Raw genomic sequence first — 21,957 nt, forward strand, 5'->3', positions numbered from 1 at the left:
CGACATGGCTGCATCCGGCGCATCCACACCGGCCACGTTGATCCTGCTGCGACACGGCGAGAGCCAGTGGAACGCGCTGAATCTGTTCACCGGGTGGGTCGACATCGACCTCACCGACAAGGGCCGGGCTGAGGCCACCCGCGCGGGGGAACTGATCGCCGCGCTGGAGACCCAGCCTGATGTCGTCTACACATCCCTGCTGCGCCGGGCGATCACGACGGCGAACCTCGCGCTGGACACGGCCGACCGGCACTGGATTCCGGTGCGCCGCAGCTGGCGACTCAACGAGCGCCACTACGGCGCCCTGCAGGGCCTGGACAAGGCCGAGACGAAGGCCAAGTACGGCGAAGAGCAGTTCATGAAGTGGCGGCGCAGCTACGACACCCCGCCGCCGCCGATCGAGAAGGGCTCCACCTACAGCCAGGACGCCGACCCCCGCTACGCCGAGATCGACGGCGGCCCGCTCACGGAGTGCCTGGCCGATGTGGTCGCCCGGTTCGTCCCGTACTACGAGCAGCAGATCGTGCCCGACCTGCAGGCCGGCAAGACGGTGCTGATCGCCGCGCACGGCAACTCGCTGCGAGCGCTGGTTAAATACCTCGACGGGATGTCCGACGACGCCGTCGTCGCGTTGAACATTCCGACCGGCGTCCCGCTGCGCTACGACCTGGGAGCGGACCTGAGGCCACTGGTGGCCGGCGGCACCTACCTCGACCCCGAGGCGGCGGCCGCCGGCGCGGCGGCGGTGGCCGGCCAAGGCAACCGGTAGGGGGTTTTCTCGGCTAGCCGAGGAGAACATCAGGTAAACAACGACCGAACTCCGCGAGCCCCGAATGTGATGTTCTCGCCGCGGGCCGCACCGTGTTTCCGTGGCGTTGGCTCCGTGCGTACGCTTTCGGCGTGAGCGTTGCAGCGGCGGCCCTGTGGGCCGTCGTCGCGGCCCTGGCGGGTGCTGCGATCGGCTACTTCACCGCCACGGTGGCCTCGGCCCGGTTGACCGGGCGCTGGCGCCGGGCCGGGTCCCGCGCGGGCGGGGGCGGTGTCATGACCGTCTCTGAGATCCTGCAGCGCACCGTCGCGCTGGCGCCGGTGGGCGTGGTCGTGGTCGACAGTCTGCGCGACGTCCTGGTCAGCAACGAACGGGCCGCCGAACTGGGACTGGTCCGGGATCGGCTGCTCGACGAACGGGTCTGGGCGGCCGCTCAGCGCACGCTGGCTACCGGCGAGGACGTCGAGGTCGACCTCTCGGCGCCGCGCGGTGCGCCCGGCGGGCGCTCCGGTCTGTCGGTGCGCGGGCACGTCCGGCTGCTCAGCACCGAGCCGCCCCGATTTGCCGTGGTCTATCTCGACGACCAGTCCGAACTGGCCCGGATGGAGGCCAGCCGCCGCGACTTCGTCGCCAACGTCAGCCACGAACTCAAGACCCCGGTCGGGGCGATGGGCGTCCTCGCCGAGGCGCTACTGGAGTCGGCCGACGACCCCGAGACGGTGCGGCGTTTCGGCCGCAAGCTGCACACCGAGTCGCAGCGTCTGGCCGACATGGTCGGCGAGCTGATCGAACTGTCCCGGCTCCAGGGCGCCGAACGGCTGCCCGACCTGGTGTCCGTGGACGTCGACACCATCGTCCAGGAGGCGATTTCGCGCCACAAGGTCGCCGCCGACAGCGCCAAGATCACCATCAACACCGATGCCCCGAGCGGACTGCAGGTGCTGGGGGATCAACCGCTGCTCGTCACCGCGGTGGCCAATCTGATTTCCAATGCGATCGCCTACTCACCGGACGCCTCGACGGTGTCGATCAGTCGCCGCCGGCGCGGAGAGGTGATCGAAATCGCCGTCACCGACCGCGGTATCGGCATCGCGCTGGCCGATCAGCGCCGTGTTTTCGAGCGGTTCTTCCGGGTCGACAAGGCGCGCTCGCGCGCGACCGGCGGAACGGGTCTGGGGCTGGCGATCGTCAAACATGTCGCCGCCAATCACAACGGCAGCATCCGGTTGTGGAGCCGGCCGGGTACCGGATCGACCTTCACCCTGTCCATCCCGGCCTATCCCGGCGGCGATGCGGACGACTCGGTCGGAGACGAGGTGGCATGACGAGGGTATTGATCGTCGAGGACGAGGAGTCGCTGGCCGACCCGTTGGCATTCCTGCTTCGCAAGGAGGGGTTCGAGGCGACAGTCGCCATGGACGGCCCCTCCGCGCTGGCCGAGTACGACCGTTCCGGGGCCGACATCGTGCTGCTGGACCTGATGCTGCCGGGCATGAGCGGAACCGACGTCTGCCGCCAACTTCGGGCCCGGTCGGGTGTTCCGGTGATCATGGTGACCGCCCGTGACAGCGAGATCGACAAGGTGCTCGGCCTGGAACTCGGCGCCGACGACTATGTCACCAAGCCCTACTCGGCCCGTGAGCTGATCGCTCGCATCCGCGCGGTGCTGCGCCGGCTCGGGGAGGGCGACGACGGACTCGGCGACTCCACGCTGGAGGCCGGACCGGTGCGCATGGACGTGGAACGTCACGTGGTCAGCGTCGCGGGCAAGCAGGTTCCGCTCCCGCTCAAAGAGTTCGACCTGCTCGAGTACCTGATGCGCAACAAGGGTCGGGTGCTGACCCGCGGTCAGCTGATCGATCGGGTGTGGGGGGCCGACTACGTCGGTGACACCAAGACCCTCGACGTCCACGTCAAGCGGCTGCGGTCCAAGATCGAGGCCGACCCCGCCAATCCCGTGCATATCGTCACGGTGCGTGGACTCGGCTACAAGCTGGAAGGCTGATCCGACCGGCCGCCGGCCGGGTCAGGGCCCGGGTCAGTGGCCGGCCGCGCGGGTCGCCGGGTGCACCGCGATCAGCGGAAAGCCGCCGCGTCGCTCGCACATCGCCGCCAGTTCGGCGTACGCCTTCTCACCGATGAGCTCAGTCAGTTCGGCGGCGTAGGACTTCCAGACCGGGTCGCGCCCGACGTGTGCCGCCGGATCACCGCTGCAGTACCAGTGCAGGTCTTCACCACCCTCGCCCCATGCCCGCCGGTCGTATTCGGTGATGGTGGTCTTGAGGATCTCGGTCCCGTCCGCCCGGGTGACCCACTCCTGGCTGCGTCGGACCGGAAGCTGCCAGCACACCTCCGGCTTCATCGTCAGCGGTTCGACCCCGAGTTCGAGTGCCTTGCTGTGCAGCGCGCAGCCGATCCCGCCGGGAAAGTCCGACCGGTTGAGGAAGATGCAGGCGCCCTTGTACTTTCGGGTTCTCAGGTTGGGCTCGCCGTCATACTCGTCCATCTCCAGGTAGCCCTTGCGACCGTGGCCCTTGCCGTAGAACTGCCAATCTGCCTCGGTCAGCTTCTTCACCGCGTCGTCGAGCCGAGCCTGGTCGTCCTTGTCGGAGATGAAGGCTCCGTGTGAGCAGCACCCGTCGTCCGGGCGGCCGGCGACGGTTCCCTGGCAGGCCGGTGTGCCGTACACGCAGGTCCAGTGGGACATCAGCCAGGTCAGGTCCGCCGCGATGAGGTGTTCGGGATCAGCCGGGTCGTAGAACTCCACCCACTCGCGCGGAAAATCGAGTTCGACCTCGCCATGGTGCCTTTGCGTCACGGCGTTAACGGTAGACGCATTAGGTTGTAATCCGTGCGATTGGGCGTACTCGACGTGGGAAGCAACACGGTCCATCTTCTGGTGGTCGACGCCCATCGCGGTGGCCACCCGACGCCGATGAGTTCGACGAAGGCTTCCCTGCGGCTTGCCGAGGCGATCGACGAGTCAGGGAAACTCACCCGCCGTGGCGCCGGGAAGCTGATCGAGACCGTCGACGAGTTCGCCAAGATCGCGGCGAGCTCCGGCTGCGCCGATGTGATGGCCTTCGCCACCTCGGCGGTGCGGGACGCGAAGAACTCCGAGGACGTGCTGGCCAGGGTGCGCTCGGAGACCGGCGTGGACGTTCAGGTGCTCTCCGGCACCGACGAGTCGAGGCTGACCTTCCTGGCCGTCCGGCGGTGGTACGGCTGGAGTGCGGGCCGGATCACCAACCTCGATATCGGCGGCGGCTCGCTGGAATTGTCCACCGGGGTCGACGAGGCACCCGATGTCGCGCTGTCGCTGCCACTAGGGGCCGGCCGGCTGACGCGGGAGTGGTTGCCCGACGATCCTCCGGGCCGGCGCAGGGTGGCGATGCTGCGTGACTGGCTCGACACCGAGCTGGCCGATGCCAGCAAGGCGGTCCGCGAGGTCGGCCCACCGGACCTCGCGGTGGGGACTTCCAAGACGTTCCGGTCGCTGGCGCGACTGACCGGGGCGGCGCCGTCGGCGGCCGGCCCGCGGGTCAAGAGAACCCTCACCGCCAACGGGCTGCGGCAGCTCATCGCCTTCATCTCTAGGATGACCACGACAGACCGGGCCGAGCTGGAAGGGGTCAGTGCGGAGCGCGCGCCACAGATCGTGGCCGGTGCTCTGGTGGCGGAGGCGACGATGAGGGCACTGTCGTTGGAGTGGGTGGACATCTGTCCATGGGCCCTGCGCGAGGGCATTATCCTGCGCCGACTCGACAGCGAAGCGGACGGAACCGCCTTCGTGGAGTCGCCGGTGGAGGATGCTAAGGGTCAAGGACCTGATCGCCGCCGATCGAGAGGCGACACATGACTGCATCAGACGAGGACGACTCACGGCCGATCTCGGTCGCCGAGTTGCTGGCCCGGAACGGAATCATCGGCTCGCCGCCGGTCGGCGGCCACCGTCGCCGGCGCTGGGGCCGCCGCGCGGGCGGCGTCCCGGTGTCGGAGCTGACCGGGGAGATCCCTGTTATCCCGGCGGAGGAGCCGGTCGATCAGGTTGACGAGGTCGACGAGGTCGAACAAATCGACGAGGTCGACCAGATCGATGAGGTCGACCAGATCGATGAGGTCGATGAGGTCGATGAGGTCGCGGCCGAGCAGGTCGAACAGATCGCCGAAGCCGAAGACGCCGAGGCTGAGGTTGAAGCCGACGTCGATGCGGTCGACGAGATCGCTGCGATCGATGACGTCGACGAGATCGCTGACGTCGACGAGATCGCTGAGGACGACGATATCGCTGCGGTCGACGAGGTTGAAAAAGTCGACGAGGCTGAAGAGGCCGAAATCGCCGAAGAGGCCGAAGCGGCCGAAGAGGCCGAGCCCGTCGAGCCCGATGCCGAAGCGGAGTCGGTCGAGGAGGTTCTCGAGTCTGAGGCCGAGGATGAGGCTCCCGAAATCCTCGAGGAGACCGCTGAGGAGACCGTCGAGGAGATCCCCGAGCCGGTGGCCCCTGTCCCGGCGACGCCGCCCCTGGCCAACGACCCACGTCCGCGTCGCGGCACCGGCCCCGAACTCAGCGACGACCCCCGGCCTCAGCGCAGGCCCTCCGACGCCGAGCAGATGGCCTTCGACCCCGTCGACGAGTCCGTTGATCTGGCGGAGTTGATCGGGGAGCAGGCCGTCGCCGGAGAGCTCGCCGAGGCCGGTGAGTTGCGGTCGTACCTCACCGCCACCGGCGGGCCGCTGTTCAGCGGCGACACCGTCGCGGACGACATCGCTCGCGGCGGGGTCGCGGTAGCCGAACGCGAGGTTCCCCCGGCGCGCCGGATCGAGACCAGGCTGGCCGCCGTCCGCCACGGCGCCGTCGCCGTGTTGCAGTCGATCGGCGCCGTCGCGTTCGGCGCCGGGCTCTTCATCGGATTCGATCAGCTCTGGCGGTGGAACACGATCGTCGCGCTGGTGCTCTCGGTGCTCGTGATCCTCGGCCTGGTGATCGGAGTGCGGGTCGTTCGCAGGACCGAGGACATCGCCAGCACCCTCATCGCGGTCGCGGTCGGAGCCTTGGTGACACTCGGACCACTCGCCCTGCTGCAGTCGACCTGATCCTCCGATGCGTCCGTGCGCCCGGCGATCAAAGTAGGACTTTCCACGGCTTCGGTCTATCCGCTTCGGACCGAAGCGGCCTTCGAGTGCGCTGCGGAGTTGGGTTACGACGGGGTCGAGCTGATGGTGTGGGCGGAGCCGGTCAGCCAGGACATCGGCGCGGTCTCCAGGTTGTCCCGCCGCTACCGGGTTCCCGTCCTGTCGATCCATGCGCCGTGCCTACTGATCTCCCAGCGCGTGTGGGGTGCCGACCCCATTCTCAAGTTGAATCGCAGCGTTCAGGCCGCCGAGCGGCTGGGCGCGCAGACCGTCGTGGTCCACCCGCCCTTCCGCTGGCAGCGCCGCTACGCCGAGGGCTTCGCCGATCAGGTGGCCTGGCTCGAGCAGCGCAGTGACGTGTTGGTCGCGGTGGAGAACATGTTCCCGTTTCGGGCCGACCGGTTCTTTGGATCCGGGCAGCCGTCCATCGAGCGCATGCGACGGCGTGGCGGACGCCCCGGACCGGCGATCTCCGCCTTCGCCCCGTCCTACGACCCGCTCGACGGCAACCATGCCCACTACACGCTGGACCTCTCCCACACCGCGACGGCGGGAACCGACGCGATGGACATGGCCCGCCGGATGGGCGAGGGACTGGTGCATCTGCATCTGTGCGACGGAAACGGAGCGTCGACCGACGAGCACCTGGTACCCGGCCGTGGTACCCAACCCGCCGTGGAGATGTGTCAGATGCTGGCCGGGGGAGAGTTCACCGGCCACGTCATCCTCGAGGTCACCACGTCCTTCGCCCGCAACAAGGCCGAGCGCGACGGGCTGCTGAGCGAGTCGCTGGACTTCGCCCGCTCCCACCTGTTGCGATGAGCACGATGACTCCGTGGTTCGCCGACGCGATGCTCCTCGATCCCGTCGACGGTCCCGCGCACGGCCGCCCGCGTACCTTCGCCGCCGTCCTCAACGAACACTGGACCATCGGACCCAAGGTCCACGGCGGCGTGATGGTTGCGCTGTGCGCGAAAGCGGCGGCCCGGGCCTATCAGGACGGCGAACCCGATGCGGGCGGGCCGGCGGTCGCTCCGGTCGCGGTCTCGGTGAACTTCCTGTCGGCGCCCGAACCCGGCGAGGTTCGCGTCCTCGCCGACGTCCGCAAGCGGGGCAGACGCATCGGCACGGTCGACGTCGAGCTCGTCGCGGCGGGACGGACGTGCGTCCACGCCGCGGTCACCCTGGGCAGCCTCGGTCACGGTGAGCCGCTGCTGATCGCGCCGCCCGCCGTGGCGATGAGTGCCGAACCCCCCGCGGACATCCCCCCGATCGGCCCGGGTCACGCCGGGGCCGACATCAACAATCTCGCCCGCGGCTGTCACATCCACCCGGCCGCGGCCGGGACCGATCCGCAGGCGCTCTTCTCCATCTGGGTGCGTCCCCGTGTCGGCCAGGTCGACGAGTACTTCGCGCTGATGTGCGGAGACATCTCCGTACCGGTCAGCTACGCGGTGGGCCGTCGAGGCTGGGCGCCCACCGTGCAGCTGACCGCCTACCTGCGCGGCGTGCCGGTCGACGGCTGGCTGCGGGTCCTGTGCGGGGCCACCCAGATCGGTCCGGACTGGTTCGACGAGGACCACACGGTCATCGACAGCGCCGGACGCGTGGTCGTCCAAACCCGCCAACTCGCCCTGCTGCCCGGTCGGTAGGGTTCGTCTGTGGTCAGAATCGCGATCGTCGGCGGCGGCGGAATGGGAGAGGCGCTCCTCGCCGGGCTGCTCCGAGGTGGCCGCCAGGTCAAGGATCTGGTGGTGGCCGAGCGGATGCCCAAACGCGCCGAGTACCTGGCCCAGACGTACTCGGTGCTGGTGGCCCCGGTCGCCGACGCGGTGGAGAACGCGTCCTACATCGTCGTCGCGGTCAAGCCCGCCGACGTGGAGTCGGTCGTCGCCGAGATCGCGCAGGCCGCCAGCCGGGCCGAGAGCAGTGCGGTCGAACAGGTGCTGGTGAGCGTTGCCGCCGGCGTCACGACCGCGTTCTACGAGGCGCGGATGCCGGCCGGATTCCCGGTCATCCGGGCGATGCCCAATGCGCCGGCCCTGGTCGGTGCCGGTGCCACCGCACTGGCCGGGGGGCGTTTCGCGACCGAGGAGCAGCTGGCCGAGGTGGCCGGGCTCTTCGAGCGGGTGGGGACCGTGCTCAGGGTCTCCGAGCAGCAACTCGACGCCGTCACCGCGGTCTCCGGCTCGGGTCCGGCCTACTTCCTGCTCTTCGTGGAGGCATTGGTGGATGCCGCCGTCGCCGGCGGGCTGAGCCGTTCGGTGGCCACCACGCTGGCGGTGCAGACCATGGCAGGCACCGCCGAGATGCTGCTCGAGCGCATGGACGCCCGGCTCCAGCAGTCCGCCTCCGGCCCGGCCCGGCCGGACACCACGACGGCCGAACTGCGCGCCGTCATCACCTCCCCCGGCGGCACGACGGCGGCTGGCCTGCGCGAACTAGAACGCGGGGGCCTGCGGGCCACCGTCGCGGCCGCTGTGGACGCCGCAAAAACACGCTCTGAGCAGCTTGGAGTTACATCCGAGTAATTTGGATGATTTCGGATTGAATAACCAACATCCGTCGCAGTAACCCCATTGGCCACGCTATTCTCCTCTGGTATGCGCGGGTCGGTGCCAGCGGTGGGGAAGCCGCTGGAACTGCCCGTGCCCGACGGATTGGGTTGCGATGACGTCTACGAGCGGGCAGTCGGAGCGAGACTCCGGCGGCGGTAAGGCGGCGCGCGACGCCGGACCAGCCGACGGGCAGATCACCAGGACGCAGTTCCTCACTGTCGCCGAGGTGGCCGCGCTGATGCGGGTCAGCAAGATGACGGTGTACCGGCTGGTGCACAACGGCGAGTTGCCGGCCGTGCGCGTCGGCCGGTCCTTCCGCGTGCACGCCAAGGCGGTCCACGATCTGCTCCAGACGTCCTACTTCGACGCCGGGTAGACCCACCCCCGGCCGACGCCGTTTTCCGTTGCGCCGCCCGGCTTGGGTATGGTGACCGGGATCATCGGTACGCCCGGCGGCACGCGGGCGTTGAGACGCAGGTAACGGAGTTCATGGGTTCAGTCATCAAGAAGCGGCGCAAGCGCATGTCCAAGAAGAAGCACCGCAAGCTGCTCCGCCGGACCCGGGTCCAGCGCAGAAAACTCGGCAAATAGTCGGTGCTGATCGTCGCCCACGATTGGTCGTGTCGCGCCCGACGCGCCGAGATGCCTGTCCGCATGCGCACCGATAGTCTTTAGCGTATGGAATCCGGCGACGCCATCGCAGCGGCGTCGAACCCGCCGAAAGTCGTCCTGGTGACTGGCGCCTGCCGCTTCCTCGGTGCCTACCTCACCGCGCGTCTGGCGCAGAACGCGGCGATCGACAAAGTCATCGCGGTGGACGCGATCTCGCCCAGCAAGGATCTCAAGCGCCGGATGGGCCGTGCGGAGTTCGTCCGGGCGGACATTCGAAATCCGTTCATCGCCAAGGTCATCCGCAACAGCGATGTGGACACTGTCGTGCACGCCGCGGCAGCCTCCTACGCACCTCGTTCGGGCGGACGAGCGACCCTCAAAGAACTCAACGTGATGGGTGCCATGCAGCTGTTCGCGGCATGCCAGAAGGCCCCCTCGGTACGCCGGGTGGTGTTGAAGTCGACCTCGGAGGTGTACGGATCGCACCCGCACGATCCGGTGATGCACACCGAGGACAGCACCAGCCGCCGCCCGCCCAGCGAGGGGTTCGCCCGCGACAGCATGGACATCGAGAGCTACGCCCGCGGACTCGGGCGGCGGCGGCCCGATATCGCGGTCACCATCCTGCGGCTGGCCAACATGATCGGGCCCAGCATGGACACCGCGCTGGCCCGCTACCTGGCCGCTCCGGTGGTGCCCACCGTCTTCGGTCACGACGCCCGGCTGCAACTGCTGCACGAGCAGGACGCACTGGGAGCCCTCGAGCGGGCCACCATGGCCGGCCGGTCGGGCACCTTCAACATCGGCGCCGACGGGATCGTGATGATGTCGCAGGCGATTCGCCGCGCGGGCAGGCTGGCGCTGGCCGTCCCGACCTTCGGCATGCGGGCCGTCGACTCGCTGCGCAAGGCGACGCTGAACAGCGAAATCAACCGCGAGCAGCTGGCCTACCTGAGCTACGGCAGGGTGATGGACACCACCCGGATGCGTTCTGAACTGGGCTTTGAGCCCAAGTGGACGACCCTGGAGGCCTTCGACGACTTCGTCCGCGGGCGGGGCCTCACGCCGATCATCAACCCCGAGTGGGTACGCTCAGCCGAAGCCCGGGCGGTGGGCGTAGCACGTCGTTGGGCTCCAGATGCCCTGGCGGGCACCAAGGCGGGGGGGATAACGCGTGGCGGGTGAGCCCAAGGCGAAGGTCATTCCCCTGCGCGGAGATCCGCGCCGGGCACGCACCCGAACCGCCCAACGCGGCGGCGGGCCGCGTCCCCAGCCGGGTCCCGCCCAGCGGGGCGCTCGGCCCGGGGCCGCCGACGGCGGTGCGGCGGCCGAAGCCGCCGAGGCCGTCATTCACGCCTTCGAACAGGCCCGTGCCAGCGACACCGGCGACAGCGATCTCACCCGGCGCATCGCCGGTCTGGCGGACTTCCTGCGCAAACGGCTGACCGGTGACTACACCGTCGACGAGTTCGGCTTCGATCCGCAGTACAACGACGCGGTGATCCTGCCGGTGCTGCGGTTCTTCTTCGAGAAATGGTTCCGCGTCGAGGTCAGCGGTGTCGAGAATCTGCCGGACACCGGTGCCGGTCTGGTCGTGGCCAACCACGCCGGAACGCTTCCGTTCGACGGTCCGATGCTCGCGGTGGCGGTGCGCGACCATCACCCCGCCCACCGAGATCTGCGACTGCTCGCCGCCGACATCGTGTTCGACATGCCCCTCGTCGGCCCGATGGCCCGGCGTGCGGGCAACACCATGGCCTGCAATGCCGACGCGAATCGCCTGCTGGCCGCCGGCGAGCTCACCGCGGTCTTCCCCGAGGGGTACAAGGGACTGGGCAAGAATTTCCGCGATCGCTACAAGCTGCAGCGCTTCGGTCGCGGCGGGTTCGTCTCGGCGGCCCTGCGCACCGGCGCGCCGATCATCCCCTGCTCGATCGTGGGTTCGGAGGAGATCTATCCGATGCTCGCCGACGTCAAGGTGCTCGCGCGGGTGCTGGGGGTGCCGTACTTCCCGATCACGCCGCTGTTCCCGCTGGCCGGTCCGGCGGGGCTGGTGCCGCTGCCGTCGAAGTGGCACATCGCCTTCGGCGCGCCGATCGAGACGTCCGGCTACGGCGACTCGGCGGCCGAGGATCCGATGGTGACCTTCGAGCTGACCGATCAGGTGCGCGAGACCATTCAGCAGACGCTCTATCAGCTGCTGGGACAGCGACGCAACGTCTTCTTCGGTTAAGTCTTCTTCGGTTAATCCTTCGCGGTCTGGCGCTGCAGGGCGCGCGCCGCGATCGCCGCCACCTGGGCGTTGGTCTCGGCAGCGCCGGGTGCCTCGCCGATCATCGTCACGATCGCGGTCAGCAGAGGTTTGCCCTCGGCGTCGGTGACCTCGCTGCGAAGCTCGCTGATCACCGTGCCGTGCGATTCGAGTACGGAGTCCAGGCTCGATTCGAAGAACAACTTATCCCCGGCGAACACCGGCCGGTGGAAGCGAATCTTCTGGTCGCGGTGGATCACCCGGGCCAGATTGATCCCGACGTCGAACTGCTTGAAGATCTCCAGCTGCACCTGCCGGCCGGCGATCGCGATAAAGGTCAGCGGGGCGACGACGTCGGGGTAACCCGCGGCTCTGGCCGCTTCGACACTGAAGTGCAACGGGTTGTCGGACTGAACCGCCTTGGCGTACTCGCGGATCTTCTCCCGGCCGACAAGGAAATAGTCGTGATACCGGTAGCGGGTCCCGATGATCTCGCTGGCGATGGACACCTGCGGAGCCTACCAATCCCGGTTGGCGTGTCGGGGTGGCTCGTCAGGCCTCGCCGCGGCGGTGTGAGACGGCGGCAGCGAGAGCGCCGCCCACCGCCCCGAGCGCAAGGGCGGAGGGCACCCCGATGCGGGCGGCCTTGCGCGCGGTCCGGAAATCCCTGATCTCCCAACCCCGTTCGCGTGCGAGCTCGCGCAGGTCGGCATCCGGGTTGATCGCGACCGCCGTGCCGACCAGCGACAGCATCGGCACGTCGTTGTAGCTGTCGGAGTAGGCCGTGCACCGTCTGAGGTTGAGTCCCTCGCGGACGGCCAGGGCGCGCACCGCGTAGGCCTTGCCGAGGCCGTGCAGGATGTCGCCCACCAGCCGTCCGGTGAACACCCCGTCGACCGACTCGGCGACGGTCCCCAAAGCTCCAGTCAGGCCGAGGCGGCGGGCGATGATCTCGGCGAGCTCGTAGGGCGCGGCCGTGACCAGCCACACCTGCTGGCCGGCATCGAGGTGCATCTGCGCCAGTGCGCGGGTGCCCGGCCAGATGCGGGCTGCGATGAGTTCGTCGTAGATCTCCTCGCCGACCGCGGACAGCTCGGCGGTGGTGCGGCCTTCGATGAAGGCGAGCGCCTTGCGCCGGCCCGCGGCAACGTCGGCACTGTTCTCCCGGCCGGTCAGCTGGAACTTCGCCTGGGCGTAGACGAACCGCACCATGTCGGCGTAACGAAAGTACTTGCGCGCGGCCAGACCGCGGCCGAAGTGCACCAGCGAGGAACCCTGGACCAGGGTGTTGTCGACGTCGAAGAAGGCCGCGGCGGTCAGGTCTGCCGGCGGCGGAGCGGGTTGCTCCTGCGGTGGCGGATGGGGCTCCCGGTAGGCGGCGATACTGGCATCTCGGGCGACCGATCCGGCCTGTTCGGCCAGCAGGCCGTCGATGGCGCGCTCCGCGCTGGCCTGCCCGGCCAGCTCCTGGTCGTCGCGGGAAGCCACGCCGCCCAGCCTATCGGGCAGTGACAGACTGACCTGTCATGAGCAGGGCCCATGTCGATCTGCTGACCCGCCAGGGGTGCGCGGTGTGCACCTCGATGTATGACCGCCTGGCCGAGCTGGCCGCTGAACTGGACTTCGACCTGGCGTGCACCGATGTCGACGCCGCCGCCGCCGCGGGGGATCCGGGACTGCGGGCCCAGTACGGGGACCGCCTGCCGGTGGTCCTGCTGGACGGCCGGGAACACAGCTACTGGGAGCTCGACGAGGAACGGCTGCGCTCGGATATCACGAAGCGGTGACCGCGCCGCTGGAATTTGGCCACTCCGCTGCGGACGGCTTAGCGTGAGGGGTAGATTTTCGAGCCGGTGCCGGTGACAGCCGTGGATGGGGTGATTGGGTGAGCGTCCTGGTCTTCGGGGTGTCTCACCGCAGCGCACCGGTGTCGGTGCTTGAGCAGCTCACGGCTGAGGAGTCCGATCAGGCCAAGCTCGTCGCGCGGGTGCTGGAGTCGCCGCTGGTGACTGAGGCGATGCTGCTGTCCACCTGCAACCGGGTCGAGGTGTATGCCGTCGTCGAGGCATTCCACGGTGGCCTGTCGGCGATCGGGCAGGTCCTCGCCGAGCATTCCGGGCTGTCGATGGGCGAGCTCACCCGCCACGCCTATGTCCGCTACAGCGACGCCGCCATCGAGCACCTCTTCAGTGTGGCCAGCGGTCTCGACAGCGCGGTCATCGGCGAGCAGCAGGTCCTCGGACAGGTCCGGCGCGCCTACGGCGGCGCGGAGTCCAACCGGTCGGTCGGGCGCGTGCTGCACGACCTCGTCCAGCGCGCGCTGGCCGTCGGCAAGCGGGTGCACGCCGAGACCGCGATCGACGCCGCGGGCGCCAGCGTGGTCTCGGTCGCCCTGAACATCGCCGCGCAGCGCCTCGGCGCCGACGCCCTCGCGGGACGGACCGCCACGGTGATCGGCGCCGGCTCGATGGGCGCCCTGGCTGCCGGGCACCTGGTCCGCGCGGGCGTGCGGCAGATCATCGTCGTCAACCGGTCACTGCCCCGCGCTGCGCGGCTGGCGCACAACATCGGTGTGCACGGCGTTGGGGCCCGGGTCGCGACGCTCGACGAGCTGCCGACCGCGCTGGCTGAAGCGGACGTCGTGATCAGCTGCACCGGCTCGGTGCGTCCGGTGGTCTCGCTTGCCGACGTGCACCGCGCACTCGCGGAGCAACGGCGCCCGGACTCGCTGGTGCTGTGCGACCTGGGGATGCCCCGCGACATCGATCCGGCCGTGGCGGGGTTGCCCGGCGTCGCCGTCATCGACATGGACCTCGTGCAGCGCGATCCCTCGGCGCAGGCCGCGGTGGCCGACGCCGACACGGCCCGCCGGATCGTGGGAGTCGAGGTCGCCGAGTACCTCGCCAGCCAGCGGGTGGCCGAGGTGATCCCCACCGTGACCGCGTTGCGGCAGCGGGCCGCCGACGTGGTGGGAGCGGAGCTGCTGCGCTTGGAGAACCGGTTGCCGGGCCTGCAGGACGACCAGCGCCAGGAGATCGCCCGGATGGTGCGCCGGGTGGTCGACAAGCTGCTGCACGCCCCGACCGTGCGGGTCAAGCAACTCATCGACGAACCCGGCGCGCACAGCTACGCCGAGGCGCTGCGGGAACTGTTCGAACTCGATCCGCAGGTCGTCCACGCCCTCGCCGCCAGTGAGATTCCGCCGTCCGCGGAACCCGCCGACGGTCTGCCCGATAGCCCCGAGTAGGCCCCTTGCGGGACACCAGCGATCCGGTCATCCGGATCGGCACCCGCGGCAGCCTGCTCGCCACGACGCAGGCCGCGACCGTCCGGGACTTCCTCATCGGACGTGGCCACCCGGCGGAGCTGGTCATCGTCAGCACCGAGGGCGACCGCTCCGGGGACCCGGTCGCCGAGATCGGGGTGGGAGTCTTCAGCGCCGCCCTGCGGGAAGCCATCGCCGCCGGCCGGGTCGACATGGCCGTGCACTCCTACAAGGATCTGCCGACGGCGCCCGACGAGCGGTTCGTCCTGGCCGCCGTACCCCGCCGCGAGGACCCGCGCGACGCCCTGGTCGCCCGGGACGGACTGGTCCTCGGACAGCTGCCCTCGGGGTCGGTCGTCGGGACCTCATCGGTCCGCCGGGCCGCGCAGCTTAGAGCACTGGGTCTCGGTTTGGAAATCCGCCCCCTACGAGGCAACCTTGACACGAGGTTGAACAAGGTGAGCAACAGCGAGATCGACGCCATCGTGGTGGCCCGGGCGGGCCTGATCCGCCTCGGGCGACTCGACGTCGTCACCGAGACGTTGGAGCCGGTCCAGATGGTGCCGGCACCGGCTCAAGGAGCTCTCGCAGTGGAATGCCGCGCGGATGACACCGGGCTCGCGGCGCTGTTGGCGGAGTTGGACGACTCCGACACCCGCGCCGCGGTGACCGCCGAGCGGGTCCTGCTCGCCGACCTGGAGGCGGGTTGCTCCGCACCGGTGGGCGCGATCGCCGAGGTGGTCGAGTCCATCGATGAGGACGGCAACGTCTTCGAGGAACTGTCGCTGCGCGCATGTGTGGCGGCGGAGGACGGATCCGACGTGATCCGCGCGTCCGGAGTCGGGACGCCCGGCCGGTCCGCTGAGCTCGGGCTCGCGGTCGCCGCGGAGTTGTTCGAGCTCGGGGCGCGGGAGGTCATGTCCAAGCGACTCCGCGATGAGCGGTAGAGCGGGAGTGGGGATGAAGGGTCAGGCTGGCCAGGCTGGTCAGGCGACGGGCAGAGGGCGCAAGGTCAAGCCGGGGCGCATCACGTTCGTCGGCTCGGGTCCGGGGGACCCCGGTCTGCTGACGACACGCGCGCGTTCCGTGCTGGCTCGGGCCGCGGTGGTGTTCACCGACCCGGACGTGCCGCAGGCGGTGCTGGACCTGGTCGGCTCCGACCTGGCTCCGGCGGTCGATCCGGCAACCGCTGAGCCCGCCGCGGAGCACGGTGTCCCCGACATCCGGCCCGCGCTCGGGGAACCCGCGGAAGTGGCCAAGACCCTGGTCGCCGAGGCCAAGACCGGGATCGACGTGGTCCGCCTGGTCGCCGGTGACCCGCTGTCGGTCGACGCGCTGATCGCCGAGGTCACCGCGATCGCGCGGACCCAGGTGACGTTCGAGATCGTGCCGGGCCTGCCGCCCACCGTGGCGGTGCCGACCTACGCCGGGTTGCCGCTGGGCTCGACCCACACCGTCGCCGACGTGCGCGGCTCGGTCGACTGGGCGGCGCTGGCCGCCGCCCCGGGCCCGCTGATCCTGACCGCCGGTGCGGCGCACCTGCCGGAGGCGGCGCGAACCCTCATCGAGTACGGCCTGGCCGAGTCGACCCCGTGCGTGGTGACCGCCGGCGGCACCACCTGCGCGCAGCGCTCGGTGGACTCGACGCTGCTCGGGCTGACCGACCGGGCCACCCTCGGGGCCAGCAACCCCGCCGGCCCGCTGGCCGGGCCGCTGGTGGTCACCATCGGTCGCGCGGTGCTTCAGCGCGCCAAGCTGAACTGGTGGGAGAGCCGTTCGCTCTACGGCTGGACGGTGCTGGTCCCCAGGACCAAGGAGCAGGCCGGCGAGATGAGCGAGAAGCTGATCGGGCACGGCGCGCTGCCCATCGAGGTGCCGACCATCGCCGTGGAGCCGCCCCGCAGCCCGGCGCAGATGGAACGCGCGGTCAAGGGCCTCGTCGACGGTCGCTACCAGTGGGTGGTGTTCACCTCGACCAACGCCGTGCGGGCGGTCTGGGAGAAGTTCACCGAGTTCGGTCTCGACGCCCGCGCGTTCTCCGGGGTCAAGATCGCCTGCGTCGGCGAGTCGACCGCCGACCGGGTCCGCGCGTTCGGCATCCACCCCGAACTGGTGCCCGCCGGCGAGCAGTCCTCGCTGGGCCTGCTCGACGAGTTCCCGGATTACGACAGCGTCTTCGACCCGGTGAACCGGGTGCTGCTGCCGCGCGCCGACATCGCCACCGAGACCCTCGCCGAGGGGCTGCGCGAACGCGGCTGGGAAATCGAGGACGTGACCGCCTACCGCACCGTGCGGGCCGCGCCGCCGCCGGCGGAGACCCGGGAGATGATCAAGACCGGGGGCTTCGACGCGGTGTGCTTCACCTCCAGCTCGACCGTGCGCAACCTGGTCGGCATCGCCGGCAAGCCGCACACCCGCACCATCGTCGCCTGCATCGGCCCGAAGACCGCCGAGACCGCGGCGGAATTCGGTCTGCGGGTCGACGTGCAGCCCGAGACCGCCGCGGTCGGCCCGCTGGTCGACGCGCTGGCCGAACACGCCGCGCGACTGCGCGCCGAGGGCGCACTACCCCCGCCGCGCAAGAAGAGCCGTCGCCGTTAGCCTGCGATGACCTTCCCCCGGCACCGCCCCCGTCGGTTGCGCGCCACACCGGCCATGCGCCGGCTGGTGGCCGAGACCTCCTTGGAGCCGCGGCACCTCGTGCTGCCGATGTTCGTCGCCGACGCCGCCGAACCGCGACCGATCGCCGCCATGCCCGGGGTCGTTCAGCACACCCGGGACTCACTGCGTGCGTCGGCGGCCGAGGCGGTCGCCGCCGGCGTCGGCGGGCTGATGCTCTTCGGGGTGCCGCGAGCCGAGGACAAGGACGCCACGGGTTCGGCCGGCATCCGTCCCGAGGGGATACTCAACGTTGCCCTGCAGGACCTGGCCGCCGACCTCGGTGACGCCACCGTGCTGATGGCCGATACCTGTCTCGACGAGTTCACCGATCACGGTCACTGCGGCGTTCTGGACTCGCGGGGCCGGGTCGACAACGACGCCACCAACGCCCGGTACGTCGAACTCGCCGTCGCGCAGGCGCGAGCCGGGGCGCACATCGTCGGACCCAGCGGGATGATGGACGGTCAGGTCGCCGCGATCCGCGACGGGCTCGACACCGCGGGTTTCGCCGACGTCGCGATCCTGGCGTACGCCGCCAAATTCGCCTCCGCGTTCTACGGACCCTTCCGCGAAGCGGTGTCCTCCTCGCTCACCGGTGACCGGCGCACCTATCAGCAGGACGTCCGCAACGGTCGCGAGGCCGTCCGCGAGATCATCGCCGACCTCGACGAGGGGGCCGACATCGTGATGGTCAAGCCCGCACTGGGCTATCTCGACGTGGTGCGCGCGGCTGCCGACATCGCCCGGGTGCCGGTCGCGGCTTATCAGGTGTCAGGGGAGTACTCGATGATCAGCGCGGCAGCGGCCAACGGCTGGCTGGACCGGCGCGCGGCGATCACGGAGTCGCTGCGCAGCATCCGGCGGGCCGGAGCCGACATCGTGCTGTCGTACTGGGCGGCGGAGGCGGCAGCGTGGCTGGCGTGAACGCGGGTCCGCGCCGCCCGGCCGACGTCGACACCGGGTTCTGGCTGTGGCTGGTGGCGCTGGTGCTGCTGCTGGCCGGGCAGGTCTTCGACGTCTTCACCAACCCGGCGAGCGGTGCGGCCGCGAGCCGTTCGGCGGTGGTGGTCGGCGGGGCCACCCTCATCCTGGCGGTGGTGGGCGCGGTGACCCTGACGCTGCTGTTGCTGCTGCGGTCGGGGTACCGGTGGAGTCGCACCCTGCTGACCGGTGGAGGTTTGGCGACCATGGTCTACACCGCGGCCAGCCTGCTGTCAGTACCCCGGCCCACCGCATCGGCGGTGGTGTTCGCGGTCACCGGCATCGTCGGGTCGGTGCTCATCGGCGGCGGCATCTACCTGCTGCATCGCCCGGAGCCGAATCGGTTCTTCACCCGGTGAAACGCTAGGCTGGCCGATCATGATGTCGACCGATCGGCCCACGGCGGTCAGCGTCGCGTTCTGGCTGATGCTCGCCGGGGCGGCGATGCTGGTGCTCGGCGGTCTGCTGACGGCGACGGTCGGTTTCGGCACCCTCCGCCAAGCCGCGCCGGCGTCGGTGTCCGACCAGTCCGTCCGCGACATTCTGCGGCTCTACCGCGGCATCGGGATCGTGTTCACCGTGGCCGGGGCCGGCTTGACGATGCTCGTCGTCCGGGTCGGCCGGGGCGACCCGCGCTCGCGGCGCGCGGCCGTCGCGCTGGGCCTGGCGCTCGTGGTGGTGGTCGGGATCGCCGCGGTGGTGGGTGGCACGCACGTGCTGGTGCTGCTGGGGCTGCTGCCGATCATGGTCGGCGCCCTGCTGCTGAGCCGCCCGGCCGTCGTGGCGTGGTTCGGCAGTGCCGACCGGCTGGCCGATCCGGCGGTCGGCGATGTCTGAGCATCCGGAGCCCGCGTCACCCGGGCCGCTGTTCTACGAACCCGGCGCGAGCTGGTCGTGGCTGTTGTTCGGGCCGGTGTCGGCGCTGATCATGGTGTTCATCGGGTTCTACACCGGTGCGGGGTTCCAGCCGCTGATCCCGCTGATGTTCTTTGTTCTGGTGACCGGTTTCCTGGGAATCCAGGTCAAGGCCGCACGCATTCACACGGTCGTCGAGCTCACCCCCGAGTCCCTGCGCGAGGGCACCGAGATCCTCCCGGTCGACCAGATCGTGGCGGTGTGCCCGGAACCCGAGGGCAAACGCGCGGCCCCGCAGAAGTGGCAGGAGGGCAGAACCCTCGGGGAATTGAGCGAGTTGCCCAAGGGCCGCACCGCGATCGGTTTGAAGCTGACCCAGGACCGCTACGTGCAGGCCTGGGCCCGCGACGCCGCGGGCCTGCGCTCGGCGCTCACCGAGCTGATCGAGTCGAGGGCCTGAGCGGGTGGGATCGGCGCGCCACGTCGTGCAGCTGGTGCTGGCGGCGCTGTGTGCCGGCGCGGCGGCGCTGTGCTGGGCGCAGGTGAGCAGCCTGGTCGACGTCGCGCCGGTCACCGAGGGCGAACCCGCGACCGTCTCGGTGGTCTACGACCCGCCGATGATGTTCCTGGCCCTGGTGTGCGGCACGGCGGCCGGGGTGCTGGTCGTCCTGGGGCTGGCCGGGCTGGTGCGCCGGGCCCGGCTTGGCAGATATACCCCCTAGGGGTATATTGGGCGGCATGACGGCAACGGATCTGCGTCTCATCGGGGTGACCTGCGCCTCCTGCGCCGGACACGTCGAGCGTGGTCTGAACAAACTCGACGGGGTGCACGCCTCGGTGAACTTCGTCCTCGAACAGGCTCACGTCGAGCACGACCCGCAGGTCGCCCCCGAGGATCTCCTTCGCGCCGTGGCGGCCGCCGGATACCGGGCCGAGGTTCTGGGCGGTGCCGGTCATGACCACGGTGCCGGTCATAACCACGGTGCCGGTCATAACCACATGGACCACGACCTGCCGACCGAACAGCTGCGTCCGCGGCTGATCGTCTCCGCAGCGCTGGCCCTGCCGGTGGTCGCGCTGTCGATGGTGATGCCCTGGCAGTTCCCCGGCTGGCAGTGGCTGGCGCTGGCGCTGGCGACGCCGATCGTGTTCTGGGGCGGGTATCCGTTCCATGCGGCCGCCCTCAACGGTGCCCGGCACGGCACCTCGACGATGGACACCCTGGTGTCGCTGGGAACGCTGGCCGCCTACCTGTGGTCGGTGGTGGTGCTCGTCGGCGGGTTCGGCGGGCATGTCTACTTCGAAGTCGCCGCGGTGGTGACGGTGTTCCTGCTCGCCGGACGCTGGTCGGAGAGCGCCGCGAAGCGCTCCGCCGGTGCGGCGCTGCGGGCCCTGCTGTCGCTGGCGGCCAAGGACGCCGTCGTGCTCCGTGACGGTGCGGAGGTTCGCGTGGCGGCGGACTCGCTGACAGTCGGCGACGTTCTGGTGGTGCGCCCCGGTGAACGGCTGGCCACCGACGGCGTCGTCATCGACGGCACCTCCGCGCTGGACACCTCGGCGATGACCGGTGAATCGATGCCCGTCGACGTCCGCGCCGGCGACGAGGTGCTCGGCGGCTCGGTCAACACCTTCGGCCGAATCCTGGTGCGCGCCAAGCGGGTCGGCGCCGACACCCAACTGTCCCGGATGGCCGCGATGGTGGCCGCCGCGCAGAGCGGCAAGGCCTCGATCGAGCGGCTCGCCGACCGCGTGTCGGCGGTATTCGTGCCGACGGTCCTGGTGATCGCGGGATTGACCCTGGCCGGGTGGCTGCTGACCGGCCATTCGGCCGCCGCCGCCTTCACCGCTGCGGTCGCGGTGCTGATCATCGCCTGCCCGTGCGCACTCGGCCTGGCCACCCCGACGGCCATCCTGGTGGGTACCGGCCGCGGTGCCCAACTTGGCGTGCTGATCAAGAAACCCCAGGTGCTCGAGACGGTATCCGGGATCGACACCGTCGTGCTGGACAAGACCGGCACCGTCACCACCGGTGACATGGGAGTGCAGGACGTGGTGCCCGAACCGGGTGAAGTCGCCGAGGACGTGCTCGCTCGGGCGGCAGCGGTGGAGGCGGCGTCTGAGCATCCGGTGGCCGCCGCGATCGTGGCTCTCGCCCGTGAGCGGGGGCTTCCCCTCGCGCCGGTCGCCGACTTCGTCAACGAACCCGGGACCGGGGTGCGCGGTGTGGTCGACGGCGTGGCGGTGCAGGTGGCCCGGGCGCCGGACAGCGACGGAAGCACCTCGGTGGCGGTGAGTTGGGCGGGCCGCCGCCGCGGGGTGATCCGGCTGTCCGATGCGGTCAAGCCGAGCAGTGCCGACGCGATCGCCGAACTCAAGGCGCTGGGCATCACGCCGATCCTGCTCACCGGTGACAACCAGGCGGTGGCCGCCCGGGTGGCCTCCGAGGTCGGTATCGCCCCGCACGACGTCATCGCCGGGGTGTTGCCCGCACAGAAGGCCGACGCGGTCGAGGAGTTGCAGGCCGGCGGACGCCGGGTGGCGATGGTCGGCGACGGCGTCAACGACTCGGTGGCCCTGGCCACCGCGGACATCGGTCTGGCGATGGGCACGGGTACCGACGCGGCGATCGAGGCCGGCGACATCACGCTGGTCCGCGGTGATCTGCGGACGGTGCCGGTCGCGCTTCGGCTGTCGGCGCGCACCCTGCGCGTCATCAAGCAGAATCTCGTCTGGGCCTTCGGCTACAACGTCGCGGCGATCCCGTTGGCCGCGCTGGGGTTGCTCAACCCGATGATCGCCGGGGCCGCCATGGCCCTGTCGTCGCTGTTCGTGGTCGCCAACAGTCTGCGGCTCAAGCGATTCCGGTGACCGG

The 21,957-nt window shown here is 70.0% G+C and carries 25 protein-coding genes; 22 read left to right on the forward strand and 3 right to left on the reverse strand.

Features of this window, described 5'->3' with window-relative positions; genetic code table 11:
* Positions 1-4 precede the first annotated feature (4 nt).
* The 3 genes from ACKOB8_RS15465 (at position 5) to ACKOB8_RS15475 (ending at position 2,774) form a co-directional block, all read left to right on the forward strand.
* Complete coding sequence (locus ACKOB8_RS15465) at positions 5-769, forward strand: phosphoglyceromutase (RefSeq protein WP_526378829.1); 765 nt, start codon at positions 5-7, stop codon at positions 767-769.
* A gap of 131 nt (positions 770-900) precedes the next feature.
* Complete coding sequence (locus ACKOB8_RS15470; RefSeq protein WP_526378831.1) at positions 901-2,094, forward strand: sensor histidine kinase; 1,194 nt, start codon at positions 901-903, stop codon at positions 2,092-2,094.
* Positions 2,091-2,774 carry a winged helix-turn-helix domain-containing protein gene (locus tag ACKOB8_RS15475; protein ID WP_526378833.1) on the forward strand — a complete coding sequence of 228 codons (684 nt, stop codon included), beginning with the start codon at positions 2,091-2,093 and terminating at the stop codon, positions 2,772-2,774. The genes ACKOB8_RS15470 and ACKOB8_RS15475 overlap by 4 nt, the downstream gene beginning before the upstream one ends.
* 33 nt (positions 2,775-2,807) lie before the next feature.
* On the opposite strand, the gene ACKOB8_RS15480 is transcribed toward ACKOB8_RS15475, so the two are convergent.
* Positions 2,808-3,587 (reverse strand): DUF3109 family protein, encoded by a 780-nt coding sequence (locus ACKOB8_RS15480; RefSeq protein ID WP_526378835.1) that lies wholly within the window; start codon positions 3,585-3,587, stop codon positions 2,808-2,810.
* A gap of 33 nt (positions 3,588-3,620) precedes the next feature.
* Here ACKOB8_RS15480 and ACKOB8_RS15485 point away from each other — a divergent pair, with 33 nt between their 5' ends.
* The 9 genes from ACKOB8_RS15485 to ACKOB8_RS15525 all read left to right on the forward strand — a co-directional run bounded on the left by ACKOB8_RS15485 (position 3,621) and on the right by ACKOB8_RS15525 (position 11,305).
* A complete protein-coding gene (locus ACKOB8_RS15485) occupies positions 3,621-4,628 on the forward strand; it encodes a Ppx/GppA family phosphatase (protein ID WP_526378837.1) in 1,008 nt (335 codons plus the stop codon).
* Positions 4,625-5,863 (forward strand): Rv0497 family membrane protein, encoded by a 1,239-nt coding sequence (locus ACKOB8_RS15490; protein ID WP_526378839.1) that lies wholly within the window; start codon positions 4,625-4,627, stop codon positions 5,861-5,863. Before ACKOB8_RS15485 ends, ACKOB8_RS15490 begins: the two co-directional genes overlap by 4 nt.
* Positions 5,864-5,878: 15 nt before the next feature.
* The gene (locus ACKOB8_RS15495; protein WP_526378841.1) at positions 5,879-6,724 is read left to right on the forward strand and encodes a sugar phosphate isomerase/epimerase family protein; all 846 of its coding nucleotides are present in this window, start codon (positions 5,879-5,881) and stop codon (positions 6,722-6,724) included.
* A 5-nt stretch (positions 6,725-6,729) separates the two neighbouring features.
* Positions 6,730-7,554, forward strand: coding sequence for an acyl-CoA thioesterase (locus tag ACKOB8_RS15500; protein WP_526378929.1), 825 nt, complete (start codon positions 6,730-6,732; stop codon positions 7,552-7,554).
* Between the two features lie 9 nt (positions 7,555-7,563).
* Positions 7,564-8,433 (forward strand): pyrroline-5-carboxylate reductase, encoded by an 870-nt coding sequence (proC, locus tag ACKOB8_RS15505; RefSeq protein WP_526378844.1) that lies wholly within the window; start codon positions 7,564-7,566, stop codon positions 8,431-8,433.
* Between the two features lie 139 nt (positions 8,434-8,572).
* On the forward strand, positions 8,573-8,836 hold the full coding sequence (locus ACKOB8_RS15510) for a helix-turn-helix domain-containing protein (RefSeq protein WP_526378846.1): 264 nt from the start codon (positions 8,573-8,575) through the stop codon (positions 8,834-8,836).
* Between the two features lie 113 nt (positions 8,837-8,949).
* A complete protein-coding gene (locus ACKOB8_RS15515) occupies positions 8,950-9,051 on the forward strand; it encodes a 30S ribosomal protein bS22 (protein ID WP_003402602.1) in 102 nt (33 codons plus the stop codon).
* Positions 9,052-9,138: 87 nt separating this feature from the next.
* Complete coding sequence (locus ACKOB8_RS15520) at positions 9,139-10,257, forward strand: SDR family oxidoreductase (RefSeq protein WP_526378848.1); 1,119 nt, start codon at positions 9,139-9,141, stop codon at positions 10,255-10,257.
* Entirely contained in the window at positions 10,247-11,305 is a 1,059-nt protein-coding gene (locus ACKOB8_RS15525) for a lysophospholipid acyltransferase family protein (RefSeq protein WP_526378850.1), read from the forward strand. The genes ACKOB8_RS15520 and ACKOB8_RS15525 overlap by 11 nt, the downstream gene beginning before the upstream one ends.
* An 11-nt stretch (positions 11,306-11,316) precedes the next feature.
* Here the strand turns inward: ACKOB8_RS15525 and ACKOB8_RS15530 are convergent, their stop codons facing one another.
* Positions 11,317-11,832, reverse strand: a complete 516-nt coding sequence (locus ACKOB8_RS15530) for an FAS1-like dehydratase domain-containing protein (protein WP_526378852.1) — start codon at positions 11,830-11,832, stop codon at positions 11,317-11,319.
* Between the two features lie 43 nt (positions 11,833-11,875).
* Positions 11,876-12,811, reverse strand: a complete 936-nt coding sequence (locus ACKOB8_RS15535) for an HAD family hydrolase (protein WP_526378854.1) — start codon at positions 12,809-12,811, stop codon at positions 11,876-11,878.
* Between the two features lie 38 nt (positions 12,812-12,849).
* On the opposite strand from ACKOB8_RS15535, the gene ACKOB8_RS15540 reads away from it, so the two are divergent.
* From ACKOB8_RS15540 to ACKOB8_RS15585, 10 genes are all read left to right on the forward strand, one after another.
* Positions 12,850-13,110 (forward strand): glutaredoxin family protein, encoded by a 261-nt coding sequence (locus tag ACKOB8_RS15540; RefSeq protein ID WP_526378856.1) that lies wholly within the window; start codon positions 12,850-12,852, stop codon positions 13,108-13,110.
* Between the two features lie 98 nt (positions 13,111-13,208).
* Entirely contained in the window at positions 13,209-14,570 is a 1,362-nt protein-coding gene (locus ACKOB8_RS15545) for a glutamyl-tRNA reductase (protein WP_526378858.1), read from the forward strand.
* A 5-nt stretch (positions 14,571-14,575) separates the two neighbouring features.
* Positions 14,576-15,535 (forward strand): hydroxymethylbilane synthase, encoded by a 960-nt coding sequence (hemC, locus tag ACKOB8_RS15550; protein ID WP_526378860.1) that lies wholly within the window; start codon positions 14,576-14,578, stop codon positions 15,533-15,535.
* A gap of 13 nt (positions 15,536-15,548) precedes the next feature.
* The gene (locus tag ACKOB8_RS15555) at positions 15,549-17,189 is read left to right on the forward strand and encodes a bifunctional uroporphyrinogen-III C-methyltransferase/uroporphyrinogen-III synthase (protein ID WP_526378931.1); all 1,641 of its coding nucleotides are present in this window, start codon (positions 15,549-15,551) and stop codon (positions 17,187-17,189) included.
* 6 nt (positions 17,190-17,195) lie between these two features.
* Complete coding sequence (gene hemB / locus ACKOB8_RS15560) at positions 17,196-18,173, forward strand: porphobilinogen synthase (protein WP_526378862.1); 978 nt, start codon at positions 17,196-17,198, stop codon at positions 18,171-18,173.
* Positions 18,170-18,589: a hypothetical protein gene (locus ACKOB8_RS15565; protein ID WP_526378864.1), complete on the forward strand. Its 420-nt coding sequence runs from the start codon at positions 18,170-18,172 to the stop codon at positions 18,587-18,589. Before hemB ends, ACKOB8_RS15565 begins: the two co-directional genes overlap by 4 nt.
* A gap of 19 nt (positions 18,590-18,608) precedes the next feature.
* A complete protein-coding gene (locus ACKOB8_RS15570) occupies positions 18,609-19,067 on the forward strand; it encodes a hypothetical protein (protein WP_526378866.1) in 459 nt (152 codons plus the stop codon).
* The gene (gene mce1N, locus ACKOB8_RS15575; RefSeq protein ID WP_526378868.1) at positions 19,060-19,545 is read left to right on the forward strand and encodes a transport-regulating membrane protein Mce1N; all 486 of its coding nucleotides are present in this window, start codon (positions 19,060-19,062) and stop codon (positions 19,543-19,545) included. Before ACKOB8_RS15570 ends, mce1N begins: the two co-directional genes overlap by 8 nt.
* 4 nt (positions 19,546-19,549) lie before the next feature.
* The gene (locus ACKOB8_RS15580) at positions 19,550-19,807 is read left to right on the forward strand and encodes a hypothetical protein (protein ID WP_526378870.1); all 258 of its coding nucleotides are present in this window, start codon (positions 19,550-19,552) and stop codon (positions 19,805-19,807) included.
* Positions 19,808-19,823: 16 nt separating this feature from the next.
* On the forward strand, positions 19,824-21,953 hold the full coding sequence (locus ACKOB8_RS15585) for a heavy metal translocating P-type ATPase (protein ID WP_526378872.1): 2,130 nt from the start codon (positions 19,824-19,826) through the stop codon (positions 21,951-21,953).
* Positions 21,954-21,957: the final 4 nt, after the last annotated feature.

Origin of the sequence: Mycobacterium sp. (assembly GCF_046091765.1) — a bacterium.
Lineage (GTDB): Bacteria > Actinomycetota > Actinomycetes > Mycobacteriales > Mycobacteriaceae > Mycobacterium.